At 68.1% G+C, this 12,899-nt stretch carries 11 protein-coding genes; 2 read left to right on the top strand and 9 right to left on the bottom strand.

Annotated features, from left to right (window positions below; genetic code table 11):
• Nucleotides 1-152 precede the first annotated feature (152 nt).
• The 6 genes from IFT71_RS15615 to IFT71_RS15590 all read right to left on the bottom strand — a co-directional run bounded on the left by IFT71_RS15615 (nucleotide 153) and on the right by IFT71_RS15590 (nucleotide 8,947).
• Entirely contained in the window at nucleotides 153-4,409 is a 4,257-nt protein-coding gene (locus tag IFT71_RS15615) for a translocation/assembly module TamB domain-containing protein (RefSeq protein WP_192141900.1), read from the bottom strand.
• A complete protein-coding gene (locus IFT71_RS15610) occupies nucleotides 4,409-6,526 on the bottom strand; it encodes a BamA/TamA family outer membrane protein (RefSeq protein WP_342212670.1) in 2,118 nt (705 codons plus the stop codon). The genes IFT71_RS15615 and IFT71_RS15610 overlap by 1 nt, the downstream gene beginning before the upstream one ends.
• Nucleotides 6,527-6,680: 154 nt before the next feature.
• Nucleotides 6,681-7,124: a hypothetical protein gene (locus tag IFT71_RS15605; RefSeq protein ID WP_052380969.1), complete on the bottom strand. Its 444-nt coding sequence runs from the start codon at nucleotides 7,122-7,124 to the stop codon at nucleotides 6,681-6,683.
• Complete coding sequence (locus IFT71_RS15600; RefSeq protein WP_244654948.1) at nucleotides 7,121-7,894, bottom strand: prepilin peptidase; 774 nt, start codon at nucleotides 7,892-7,894, stop codon at nucleotides 7,121-7,123. The genes IFT71_RS15605 and IFT71_RS15600 overlap by 4 nt, the downstream gene beginning before the upstream one ends.
• A gap of 61 nt (nucleotides 7,895-7,955) precedes the next feature.
• Nucleotides 7,956-8,423 carry a GNAT family N-acetyltransferase gene (locus IFT71_RS15595; protein WP_192141892.1) on the bottom strand — a complete coding sequence of 156 codons (468 nt, stop codon included), beginning with the start codon at nucleotides 8,421-8,423 and terminating at the stop codon, nucleotides 7,956-7,958.
• Between the two features lie 32 nt (nucleotides 8,424-8,455).
• A complete protein-coding gene (locus IFT71_RS15590) occupies nucleotides 8,456-8,947 on the bottom strand; it encodes an SH3 domain-containing protein (protein WP_166748445.1) in 492 nt (163 codons plus the stop codon).
• Between the two features lie 162 nt (nucleotides 8,948-9,109).
• On the opposite strand from IFT71_RS15590, the gene IFT71_RS15585 reads away from it, so the two are divergent.
• Entirely contained in the window at nucleotides 9,110-10,132 is a 1,023-nt protein-coding gene (locus IFT71_RS15585) for a 2-hydroxyacid dehydrogenase (protein ID WP_192141890.1), read from the top strand.
• 90 nt (nucleotides 10,133-10,222) lie between these two features.
• A complete protein-coding gene (locus tag IFT71_RS15580) occupies nucleotides 10,223-10,414 on the top strand; it encodes a hypothetical protein (protein WP_031395371.1) in 192 nt (63 codons plus the stop codon).
• Nucleotides 10,415-10,461: 47 nt separating this feature from the next.
• On the opposite strand, the gene IFT71_RS15575 is transcribed toward IFT71_RS15580, so the two are convergent.
• From IFT71_RS15575 to IFT71_RS15565, 3 genes are all read right to left on the bottom strand, one after another.
• Entirely contained in the window at nucleotides 10,462-10,710 is a 249-nt protein-coding gene (locus IFT71_RS15575; protein WP_197975206.1) for a hypothetical protein, read from the bottom strand.
• 122 nt (nucleotides 10,711-10,832) lie between these two features.
• Complete coding sequence (locus tag IFT71_RS15570; RefSeq protein ID WP_192141888.1) at nucleotides 10,833-11,459, bottom strand: LysE family translocator; 627 nt, start codon at nucleotides 11,457-11,459, stop codon at nucleotides 10,833-10,835.
• A 26-nt stretch (nucleotides 11,460-11,485) separates the two neighbouring features.
• A complete protein-coding gene (locus IFT71_RS15565; RefSeq protein WP_031441354.1) occupies nucleotides 11,486-12,889 on the bottom strand; it encodes an NAD(P)H-dependent flavin oxidoreductase in 1,404 nt (467 codons plus the stop codon).
• Between the last annotated feature and the right edge of the window lie 10 nt (nucleotides 12,890-12,899).

Here is a 12,899-nt window from a genome sequence, read left to right as displayed (position 1 = left end):
ACAGTATATGGGTCGGCGTAGCGCGCCCGCGTCCGCAATCGGGCAGCACTGGGTCTGGCTGCGAGGATCGCGCGGCGAGCTTTACGCGCCGCGTCTCGCGTCTGGGAAGATCCCGTGGCGGGCGCGATCCGCGCCGCCACGGGATGAGGCGATCAATAGTCCTTGGAGTATTTCACGCTGGCATTGGTCCCGCCCTGCGCGCCGGCCGACGAGAGCAGGCTGAGCGCCTTGGTCAGGGCAATCTCGAGCTGGGTCGAGGTGAAGCCCTTCGCGTCGGTCACGATCTCCACATAGATGTTGTCGGTCAGGTACTTGCCTGCCGCAAGGCTAGTGCCACGCCCGCTGGCCTCGTCGGCGCCAAGGACGCGCAGACGATCGAAGCCGGTCGCCGAGCGCAGCTTGCCGAGCGGGTTCAGCCCGCCACCCGATCCGCGCAGCGAATTGAGCGCAGACGCCAGCTGGATCGCCTCGGTCGCCGAGAGATTCTCGGGGTTGGTCCCGAACAACAGCCTGCTCAGCACCTCGTCCTGTGGCAGCGCCGGGGTCGAGGTGAAAGCGATCTGCGGCCGCTGGCCGGTGCCCGTGACGTTGATGACGACGGTGATGTTGTTCGTGGTCGTCGTCGCCTGGATGTTGATGTCCGGATCAGTCAGCGCCCCGCCACGGAAGCGGATCGTGCCGCGATTGACCTCGAACCGCTTGCCCGCGAACGAATAGGTACCGCGGACGATGTCGAGCCCACCGGTGACGACCGGCGCGGTCGACGTGCCGGTGATCCGCATGTCCATCTCCCATTCCGATTCGAGACCCATGCCGGACACGAACAGTTGGTTCGGCGCCCGCACCCGGAGGTCGAGCTTGATCAGGCTCGGCGGCGCGGGCCGCGCCGGACGATCGGTCGGCAGGGCCGGCCGGATCTCGCTCTTGCGACGGATACCGGTCAGCTCGGCGACTTCCGCCTGACCCTGGCGGATGATCTCGTAGCGCGCCTCCGGGATCTGCAGGTCACCCTTGAGCAGTCCGCCATCGCGGCCATAGGTGAACCGCACCGACCCGGTCGTCGTCGCACTGAGCGCGTCGCTCTTGGCAAGCTGTGCATTGTCGAGGGCCGCGCGCAGATCGATCGGGAAGCCGCTGTCCGCGGCAAGCCCGACGCTGCCCTGGGCCTGTACACTGCCATTGCCGGCACGGGCCCGCAGCTGCGTCAGTTCAAGCCGGTCGTTGTTGAACCGCGCATTGATCGCCATCTGCGACAGGCGCGTGCCGTAGACCTCATTGTCATAGGTCAGCGAATCGGCCCGTACGATGCCGTTCAGACGCGGCGCCTGAACGCGCCCGGAGAAGTCCGCCGCTATCGCGATCGGCCCGGACAGCTGCTGATTGGGCAGCGCGGCAAGGCTGAACAGCACCGCCGATGGCCCGTTGTAGCGGATGCCACCCGAAAGCGGTGCCGCCATCAGTCGTTCCGACCAGGACGCGCCAGCGCCCAGCGGCCGGAGATTGGCGACCATGCGCCCCACCACCGTCGGCCCGCGCCGAACCAGCGCGCGGCCGGTCCCGCCATCGGCATTCAGCGTGCCGGCGAACACGATGTCGACCGGATCGGAAACCGCCGCGATCCCCGTACGGGTGAAGTTGCTCACCGTCGCGCGGACGTTCGCCGTGGGCACCGCAGTGCTGTTGGCCTGGGCGAAGTCGAGGCTGCCCGTCGCGGTGCCGCCGATCCCGAGGTTCGGCATCAGCGCGCTCAGCACCGACAGGTCGAGCTTGTCGAGCCGCGCCTGTGCGTTCAATCCGCGGCCATAGGTGCCCGCGAGCCGCGCTGCGCCGGCCGCGGTCCCCTGACCAAAGTCGATCCGGGTCGGCGAAAGACGATAGACGCCCTGCGTCGCCTGGATCCGCGCGGGATTGGCGGTGCGGAAGTCGATCCCGTTCGCCTGGCCCTTGAGCGCGACCAGATAGTTATCGGGGCTCAGCTTCGCATTCATCGCGAGGCGGAACGGCACGCCGCTCGACCCCGTCGCCAGCGCCTGGGCGGTGCCCTTGCCACCGACGTAATTCACCTTCGCGCGTGCGGCGGACAACACGACCTCGCCGTAGCGCATGTCGGCGATCTGGACGTCGGCGATCACTTCGGGCGCCTTGGGATACAGCACGGCGCTGGCATCGACGATCGCGCGGCCGATCGTGAAATCGACCATCCCCGGGATCTTCGCGCCATAGGCCCGCGCAGCGACATCGGCGCGCTGATACCCGCCCTGGTTGGCGAGACGGACATTGCCCGTCAGCCCCTGCCCCGCGAACTGCAGCGCACCGGCGAACGGCCCTGCCGCACTCTGCACGATCCGGCCGCGTGCAACGATGCCCGCGAAGACCGCACGGCGCACGTCGACCGCCAGCTGCGTGCCCGGCGTGACCAGCACATCGGCGGTGAAGGGGCCGTAATCGGTGCCGCCGCTGGCGACGACGGCATAGGCGCCGTTCCGCCCGACGACCCGCGCCTGAAGGTTGACCAGCCCGACGCCGACGCCGGGCCGCGGTGCGCGCAGAACGACGACCGGCGCCGTCGCACTGCCCGTTACCCGCGCCGACAGCGGCCCGTAGACGGTCGAATAGGCATCCGCGTTGACGAGCACCGCACCGGTGGCCGGATCGAACCGCCCCTCACCGCGCGTCACGCGGAATTGCGGCGCGTTCATGCGGAGGTTGCGGAAGGTCACGATCCCCTCGGGACTGTACCCGATATCAGAGCGGACGATCGCGTTTCCGCCGAGGAAGCTGCGCGCGCCCTCGTTGAAGATCTGTGCGGTCTGCGCGACGACGCGGCCGGTGATGCCGAATCCGCCATTGGGACCCGGCACCAGCTTCGCATCGGTCGTCAGGTTGACGATGCCGATCCCGTCGACGCGGTAGTTGTTGACCCGCCCCTTGAGCGCGCCGGTGTAGCGTCCGGTCGACATGTTCGCGACAACGACCGCGGTCGCGTCGATCTTGTCCGAACGGATCTTGAGGTTGTCCGACAGGACATTGACGCCGGAGATCGCGAAGTCCCCGTCGATCGCGACGTTGGTCGCGAGGCCGCCAACCGCCGCATTGAGCCCGGTCACGCGACGTGCGCGCGCCTTGATCGGCAGGAGGATGCGGTCGGCATTCACGCGGGCGAGACCCTCGGCATAGAGGTTCTCGACACCCATGTCGCCAAAGGCGATCGTTGCCGCCCGGACCTTGTAGTCGACCGTCGGGGTCGCGAACGCCCCGTCGAGAACGACGCGCGCGGTGACATCACGACCGCGCAGATTGGGCAGGATCGCCCCCGGGGTCAGAAGCTTCGCGTCGACCGCGAAATTGGCGAACCGGCTGTTGGCGAGATCGATCAGGCCACCGGCATCGACCGCCAGCGCGTCCGACTTCAGCGTCATGCGCGTGTCGGCCTTGCGGTCGTTCAGCGTCGTGTCGATCGACACGTCGAGCTGTGGCGCGGTCAGGCGCTCGACCGGTCCCTCGAGATAGAGGCCGGGGCGGGTCGCGCCGCGTACCTCGATATGGCCGTTCTTCGCGGTCAGGCCGAGATTGGCGAGCTCGCCGCCGCCCAGCGTCGCGACCGCACGACCGCGCCATGCGGCCCAGCTTCCGCGTCCGTCCACCGTCGCGGTCAACGGTGCCTTGAGCGACCCCATCGTCGCGACCACGCCGCCGACCGGCGCGGTCAGCTTGACGTTGACGTCGAGCTTGTTCTGTTCGGGCACTGCATCAAGCTTGAGGATCAGCCGGTCGCCGCCAGCAATGCCGGGGCCCGTCAGCGCGGCGGCGTTGGTCGTCAGCTGTGCACGCTTGTCCGCGATATGGACCGCGCCGTCGATCTTGAGGATATGCGTCTGGCCCGTCACCGGCTTGCCGATCACGAACCGGTCGATCACCAGCCGGTTCACGTCGATATCGAGATCGGGCAGCAGCGGCGCGTTGGGATCGGTCGGGGTTGCCTTGAGCACCGGACGCCGTTGCAGCGTGACGAGTGGCGTGGTCAGCGACCGGACGTCGACATGGTTGCTGGCAAAGGCGAATGGGCGCCAGTCGACGCGCAGCTTCGGGCTGGTGAGGAACACGCCGGTCGGGTCCGACACGCGAACGTCGCTGAGCGTCATTGCACCGTAGATCGATCCATCGATCCGCCCGACCTTGATGTTGAGGCCGGACGCGGTCGTATAGCCACCGATCTGATCCGCGACGAGGCGGCGACCGGGATCGGTGTTGATCCCGAACAGCACGATCAGCACGAGTGCGATCAGCGCCACGACCAGGATCACGATCCCCTTGAGGATCCGCTGCCAGAGCGGCCGCCGGGCTACGACGCTGTCGTCAGCCTGATCGATAGGTCCCTGGTCGGCAGGGGGTGCGCCGTTTTCGGCCATCAGAATGCCTGCCCGATCGAGATGTAGAGCGCGACCTTGCCATCGCCCTCGCGTGGGTTCAGCGGCGTCGCGACGTCGATGCGCATCGGACCGAAGCTGGTGTAGAAGCGGCCGCCGATACCCGCGCCGTAGCGCAGGCTCGACAGGTTCGGCGTGCTGCTCTCATAGCTGTTGCCCGCGTCGATGAACGGCACGATGCCGAAATCGCCGAACCGGTAGCGCGCCTCGAGCGCGAATTCGTTGAGCGAACGACCGCCGACCGGGTCGCCATTGGGATCGAACGGCCCGAGCCGCTGATAGCCATAGCCGCGGACCGATCCGCCGCCGCCGCCATAATAGCGCCGCGAGGGTGCCAGGTCGTCGCGCGCGACGCCCTGGATCGTCCCCGCCTTGGCGCGGCCGGCGATCACGATGCTGCTCGACACGGGATAGTAGAAGGTCCCTTCGACCATCGCGCGGACATAGGGTTTGACCGAGCCCTGCACCGATGTTTCGGGGCTGGCGTTGAGCCTCAGGCGGAACCCCTTGGTCGGGTTGAGCAGGCTGTCGGAGCGATCGAACAGCAGCTGTCCGGGCAGCGCGACGATGCCGTAGGTGCGTCGGACGTTCTCGCCACGAGCGAAATCATACACGCTCTCGTTCGTGCCGACGAGCTCGCCGCCGTAGTAATAGGTGATCGGCTTCTGCCAGATCGGCGTCGAATCATAGCTCCAGCGGATGCCGACGCTCGTCGTGAACGCCTCATAGGCGTCGTAGTTCGAATGATTGGCCCCCGCCGTCAGGCTAAAGGTGCGGTCGCGACGCCCGGCATTGGCGCGACGGAACGTGCCCGCAAGCCCCTGTTCCTGCGTCCCTGCAATCACCGACGCGAGCAGGCCACCCTCATAGGGAAACAGGTTGCGATGCTGCCAGGTCCCCTCGGCGCGGAAGCCCTGCCCGGTCGAGAAGCCGACATTGCCGCCCAGCGTGCGCGCCGGGCCCTTTTCCTGCCGGACCAGCAAGTCGACCTGCTCGGTGCCGTCGGGGTCGGTGCGGCCAGTCCGCTGCGGGACCACCGAAACGCTCTGGAACAGGCTGGTCGCGACGAGCGCGTCGCGCAGGTCGTCGGTCATCCGGTTGTCGTAGAGCTGCCCCGCCTCGAACCGCGGAAAGACGTTCAGATGCTCGATGTCGAACACCGCGTCGCCTTCGGTGCGCAACTGCCCGAACGAGGCGCGCGGACCCGTATCGACGGGCAGCGTATAGGCACCGGTCGGGACCTGCGCCTCGTCGTCGAGCAGGATGTCGCGCTCGCCGACCTTGACGAAGGGATAGCCCATCTGCGGCAGCATCAGCGAGACATTGGCTTCCGCCCCCTGGATCCGGTCCGCCTGGATCGGATCGCCGACCTTCAGCGGCAACTGGCTCCGCACCAGATCCGGCGGAATGGTCTGCGCGGTCTTCACGTCGATCGAACCGAGCGTGTAGAGCCGCCCCGGCTGCGCGCTGACGATCGCCTTCAGCCGGCCGGGCTTGTCGGGCACGGTTTCGATCGTCGAGACTGCGGTCGCGTCATAATAGCCGAGCGACTTCAGCAGCCGGACGACCAGCGCCTCATCTTCCTTCGCGCGCGCCGAAACCTGCGTCGTGTTCGCCGCCTTGCCGCCGCCCTTCAGCGCGGACAGCGCCTTGTAGCGCGCTTCGAGCCCGTCGCCCGCATCGGCCAGACCATTGATCTCCGCATCATAGCGGATCTCGGGCGCATCCTTGTCCTTGATGTCCGCAGCAGTCGCCAGCGGTGCCGTGTCGTAGCTCGCGAGTGCAGGAAGCGGCACGACCAGCTGGGGATCTTCGGGACCGATGGGGGGCAATACGGCGCCCGTCGCGGTTGTCGCGGAGGTCACATCCGTCGCGGGTGTCACGGGCGCGGTCTCGCTCGCCATCGGTTCGAGCGGTGCGTTGATGTCGTTCGAAAGCGGCGGCAGCGCCTGGTTGAATTCCGCGTCGGGAACGATCGGGGCGTTGCCCTTCGGATCGGCCACGCCGGTGTCGGATCGCTGCTCGGCCGTGGGTGCATCCGGTCCCTTGGCGGGCGCGGTACCGGGCTTTGCCAGCTGGGCTTCGCCGGGCGCAGCCACAGTAGCCGCCAGAGCGATCGCCAGCCAATAGTGCCGTCTTGTCGAACTCGTCACAGGAAACACGATCCCCTTTCGAAGGGCGACCGCGTTCGATTCATCCCCGTTAATCCCTCGCAACGCACGAAACTTGGGTTGGTTTCCGTCATCCGGCGATTCACACGCAGCCGATCATACCGGCCACCGGAAGGACGATGGTATCGCGGCCCGGCCGCTCAAGCCGTAGCGTCGCATTGGGCACCATCGCGCCGGACGCCAGATCCTCGCGCGTGACGATCGTCATGTCGAGCGCGACGGTCAGGTCGCCACCGCGATAGGTCGTCACCCCGGCAAAGCCGTAGCCACCCGGCCCGGCCTCGTCGACTCGTGCATAATCGACCGGCTTGCCGTCGACTGCGAGACGCAGCCGAGCCGAGTCGGCGGTCGCCATCGCCACCAGCGCGCGGTCGCCCGTCGACCAGAGATACGCCGCGCATCCCCGTGCGGGCATCGCCTGCTTGCCGATCGGACCGAGCGTCGCGGGAGCCTTGGTGGTGTCGCCGGGCACCGTCTTGGCGGGCGTGGCGGCTTGCACGGCCGCGGCGATAAGCAATAGCATCATCCGCCCGACGCTATCATGAAGAGCCAGGCCGGATAAGCCGCGATCGCCAGCAATGCGCCGAACGGCATCGCGGTCTGCCCGGTCACGGGTTTGCCGCCGACGCGCATCGTCAGCACCGCGCCCAGCCCGACCATGCTGGCGATCAGCAACACGGCGGGCAGCATCTGCCAGCCGAGCCACAGCCCGATCGCACCGAACAGCTTGGGATCGCCGCCGCCCATCCCGTCATGTCCGCGGATCCGGCGATAGCCCGCCGCGATCGCCCAGAGCAGCCCGAACCCCGCGACCCCGCCGATAAGCCGGTCGACTCCGTCGGGCGCCAGTCCGGCAACACCGCCCGCCGCGCCGCCGAGCGCCAGCAAGAGGGTCAGGCGGTCGGGCAGCCAGAAGGCGACGAGGTCGAGGGCGGCGAGGGCCAGCAACAGCCAGCCAAAGGCCGCGCCCCACAAGGCGGCCTGCCCCGGCGCAGCGAGCCCGGCGGCAATACCGATCCCCAGCCCGCACGCCTCGATCCGCCAGTGCAACGGATCGATCTGAGCACCGCAAGACCGACACCGGCCGCGCAGCAGCAGTGCACTGACCAGCGGGACGAGATCGATCGCGGTGAGCGTGCGCCCGCAGGCGTCGCACGCCGACCGCCCGCGAACGACCGACCGGTCCTGCGGCCAGCGAATCACGAGCGCGGCGATGAAGCTGCCGACGATCGCCCCGAGCACGCCCAGTGCCGCCGCGGCGATCATTGGGCTCGGCACGGGCATGGCGTCGATCATCCGCCGCGCGTGCCGGGCACGTCCCGCGCCGTCAAGTCGATCCCGGCCGGCGCTGCCGCCGTCAGAGATCCAGCGTGTAATATCGGCTGAACCGCGAGGGCGGATAAGATCCGAACCGCTTACAGCGGACAAAGCCTGCGCGTTCGTACAGCGCGCGGGCCGCGGCATAGGCGGCGTTGCTCCCGGTCTCGAGGCTGATCCGGGTCGCGCCCATGTCTCTGGCATGGCTGGTCGCATGATCGAGCAGCGCCGCGCCGACGCCGCGACGTACATGGTCGGGATGCGTCCGCATCGATTTCAGCTCGCAATGCCCCGCGTCGAGCCGCTTCACCGCGACGATCCCGAGCAGCGTCGCATCGTCCCCCGCCTCGTCCCAGGCCGACCACACCACCACCGACGCATCGCGCAGCCCGGCGAGGTCGAGGGCAAAGACACAGTCCGGCGGCGAGTTGGCATGCGCGGCGCGCTGGTGCAGCGCGACCAGATCGACGACCGCGTCGCGCGTCAGATCGTCGCGCTCTATCCGCATGACGCGATCCGGGTGCGATGGCCCGTCATCGTTCAGGGCAGCGCTTCGTCCGCGTCGACTCCCCACAGCGCGTCGACGCGCACGAAACCCGCCTGCCCCTTGATGTCCATTTTGCACCAGCCATTGCCGCACTGGCTCAGCCGACCGACCACGCCCGGGGCCGCGCGCCATTGCAGGCGTCCGCTCTCGCTCGGGCGGTCGAGGATCGCGATCGGGGTCGTGCCGCGTACGATCGCGGTGCGCGTGCTGCTCATCAGATTGGCCTGCATCCAGCCTTCGGTGCCGTCCGGATCGGCGATCTTGCGCCATTCCTTGTGGATCGCGATCACGCGCACGGGCAGGTCGGCACGCTGATACAGCCAGCTGGCGGGATAGGCGCGTGCCGGGCCGGTCCGCAATCGCGCGCGCCCCGCCGAGATCGAGGCATAATAGGGAAGCTTGCGCACCGGATCCGCGGCGGCGGCAGGCTCGGTGCCCAGCGCCGCCGTGACGAGGGCGGCGAGCCCGAAGGCGAGAATGCGCATGCTGATGTCCTGTTGCCGACGCGGTTCGTGTCCGGCCAAGCTCTATCGCCACCGCGGCGGCGGTTTCAACTGCTAAGCGTGCGCGCCGCCGTTCCACGGATGGCAGCGCGGTTTTGCCGCTCCATCGTTGACGCCGTGGATGACGTTCGCCAAGCCACAGTCATGCCCGATCCACGCCCCGATAGCTGGCCCGACACCCGGCGCTGCCCCAACCCCAAGGTGGCCGTCACGCGCGAACTCGCCGATGCGGTCATGGACCGTATGGCGGCGCTGTTCGACACGACCAACAACCACGGCGATGCCAAGCTCAGCCGCGACCAGTTGGCCGCCGCGATGGCCGATTGCGACGTGCTGGTCCCGACCGTGACCGACGACATCGACGCCGCGCTGATCGCCGGCGCGGGCGATCGCCTTCGCCTGATCGCCAATTACGGCGCGGGCGTGAACCATATCGACCTGAAGGCGGCGCGTGCGCGCGGGATCATCGTCACCAACACGCCGGGGGTGCTGACCGAAGACACCGCGGACATGACGATGGCGCTGATCCTGTCGGTGCCGCGGCGGTTGGCGGAGGGCGAGAAGCTCGTTCGTTCGGGCGCATGGACCGGCTGGAGCCCCGGCGGGATGCTCGGCCACCGGATCGGCGGCAAGGCACTCGGCATCGTCGGGATGGGCCGGATCGGACAGGCGGTCGCGCGCCGCGCCGCCGCATTCGGCCTCTCGATCCACTATCACAATCGCCGCCGCCTGCCCGTCGCGCTCGAACAGGCGCTCGGGGCGACGTGGCACGCCTCGCTCGACGAGCTGCTCGGCGCAGTCGACATCGTCACGATCCACACCCCGCTCAACGCCGACAGCCGGGACATGATCGACGCGCGCCGGATCGCGCTGATGCGCCCGCACGTCTTCCTCATCAACGCCTCGCGCGGCGGCGTGGTCGACGAGACCGCGCTGGTCGACGCGCTCGAGGCGGGCCGGCTCGCCGGCGCAGGGCTCGACGTCTGGCGCCACGAGCCGCAGATCGATCCGCGGCTGCTCGCGCTCGATAACGTCGTGATGCTCCCGCACATGGGATCGGCGACGTTCGAGGGGCGGATCGCGACAGGCGAGAAGGTGATCCAGAACATCCGGATGTGGGCCGATGGCCACCGTCCGCCAGACCAGGTGCTCGAAGGCTGGGCCTGACGGCCGCTCCCCGTCCCCTTTCCCGTGCCCGGAACTGATTCCGCAGTGCGGCATTTGTTGGATACCCCCGGAGAGAAAAAGGAGTATCCCATGAAGAAGATTGCTGTTTCCGCGCTGCTGATCGCGTCCGCCGTGTCGATGAGCGCCTGTTCGACGCTCAAGGGCGCAGGCATTGGTGCAGCCGGCGGTGCGGGTGTCGCCGCGGCGACGGGGGGTAGCGTCGAAAAGGGCGCAGCGGTCGGTGGTGCCGGCGGCGCGGTGGTCGGCACGGTCGCCGACTGAAACGTCTGGCGCGCGCGGGCCTGAAGGTCCGCGCGTCGCCCCTCAAGTCACCGTGCGCGGATCCAGCCGGTCCGCTGAACGGTGCCCGTCAGGACCTTCGACCCGAACGCCTTGGCGACGGTCGCGGCATCCGCAATGTTCATCAGGACGATCCGTGTTCCGCCCGACGGCAGCGATTCGATCGCGCTGATCTCGGCCTTGTGCTTGGCGCACATCGCGACGGCCTGGGCCTCGGTGACGCGTACGTTCATCGCACGCGAAATGGGCGCAACATCGGCGCTGGGCGTGGTGGTCATCTGATAATCCCGGCAGGGAGCGGGAGCGCGATACGTCTCTCAGTCGTGGCTTGCCCGAATGAAGCGCCGCAATGCGTCCGGTATGCGCGCTATCCCGCCGATCGGCAACCTCGGCCGCCGCGTCAGACGCGCGTTCCGAGCAGTGCGAGCCCGAAGCCGACGAACACCGCCCCCGTCGCGCGGTCGAAGGCGCGCCGCAATGCCGGTCGCGTCAGATGCCGCGCGAGCGTCCGCCCGCTCATCGCATAGACCGCATACCAGAGGCTTTCGACCACCGCGAAGGTGACGACGAGGATCGCGAACTGCGGCCCCTGCGGTGCGGCGCGGTTGACGAACTGCGGCAGGAAGGCGGCTGCGAACAGCAGCAGCTTGGGATTGCTGATGCCGATCACGAACCCGCCGCGGAACAGCCGTGCAGCCGATATCGTGCGCGGCAGCGTGTCGGCGCCCAGATCGACCGGTCCGCCGGCACCGCGCCACGCCTTGATCCCCAGCACGATTAGATAGGCGACACCGGCATAGCGCAGCGCATCGAACACCCGCGGCCAGGCGGTCAGCAAAGCCGCGACGCCCGCCGCCGATGCGGCGAGGACGAGGACCAGCGCGGTGAGGCACCCCGCCATCGCCGCCAGGCTGCGCCGCGCGCCGAAGGTGATGCTGCGCGTCATGACGTGCAGCATGTTCGGCCCCGGCGTCCCGCACAACAGGATCACCGCGACCAGGAACACCGTCCACGCATGCAGCGTCATGCCTTTGCCCCCCTGCCCTGACCGACTCAGTCGCCGGTCAGGATCCGATCGACCAGCTGCCCGACGCTCGGCACGAACCCATTGGAATAGAACGGGTCCTTCTTGAAGTTATACGCCGCATGGCCGGCGAACATCAGATTCTGGTCGATGTCGCCGCCATGCGCGATATCCTGCAGCGTCTTCTGGATGCAGAAGCTGCGCGGGTCGGCTAGCCGCCCCGTCGAGTTGGTCTCGGTATCCGCCCAGCTCGAGAAGGAGCATTGCGACAGGCAGCCCATGCAGTCCGCCTGATCCTTGCGGATCATGCCCTTTTCTTCCGGACCGACGAAGACCAGCGTGTTGTCCGGGGTCTTGAGCGCGTCCGTAAAGCCTTCGCCGAACCACTGGCGTGCGCGCAGCAAGTCGTTGCGCGTCACCCAGAAATTCTTGCCCTTCACGCCGACGTCGAGCTGGAAGATGTGGTCGCCGGCCTCCTGCGTCGAAAACGCGATCTGGCGCTCGGACCGCGCCTCGAGGCTGCGCAGGAACGGGTTGCGCACCGCCGAGGAATAGAAACCGGTCGGCGAGAATTTGTGCAGCAGCACATCGCCTTCCTCGATCTTCGTCAGCGCGTCCTTCCACCCCTGCGGGATCGGGCTTTCGCGCGTCAGCAGCGGGCGGGTGCCGAACTGGAACGCGATCGTGCCGAGCTCGGGATTGTCGATCCAGTCGTTCCAGTCGCGCAGGTACCAGACGCCGCCCGCCATCACGATCGGCACGTCGTCCGAAATACCGCCCTCGCGCATCACGTCGCGCAGTTCCTTCACGCGCGGATAGGGATCCTGCGGCTTCAGCGGATCCTCGGCATTCGACAGGCCGTTATGCCCGCCCGCCAGCCACGGATCCTCGTACACGACCGCGGCGAGCCACTGTGCCGCCTTCGAATAGGCGCGCTTCCACAGCGCGCGGAACGCCCGCCCCGAACTGACGATCGGCAGGTAGCTGACGCCGTAGGACGCGGTGATCTCGCTGAGCTTGTAGGGCATGCCCGCGCCACAGGTGACGCCCGCCACCTTGCCGCGCGTCCGCTCGAGCACGCCGTGCAGGATCCGCTGCGCGCCGCCCATTTCCCACAGCACGTTGATGTTGATCGCGCCTTTGCCGTCGGCGATCTCATAGGCGCGCTCGACCTGCTGGACCGCACCGTCGATCGCATACTGGACGAGCTCCTCATGCCGGTCACGCCGCGTCAGCGCAGCATAGACCTGCGGGATGATCTTGCCCTCTGGATCGTAACTATCGGCATTCACGGCAGAAACCGTGCCGATACCACCCGCGGCGGCCCAGGCTCCGGCCGACGCATGGTTGGTCGCCGCGACTCCCTTGCCGCCTTCCACCAGCGGCCACACTTCGCGACCGTTATAGACGATAGGCTTCAGGCCCTTGAACACGACGTCACCT

Source organism: Sphingomonas sp. CFBP 13733, from assembly GCF_014841795.1.
Lineage (GTDB): Bacteria > Pseudomonadota > Alphaproteobacteria > Sphingomonadales > Sphingomonadaceae > Sphingomonas > Sphingomonas aerolata.
The sequence above is the reverse complement of the archived record's forward strand: the minus strand, read 5'-3'. Positions and strand labels throughout refer to the sequence as shown.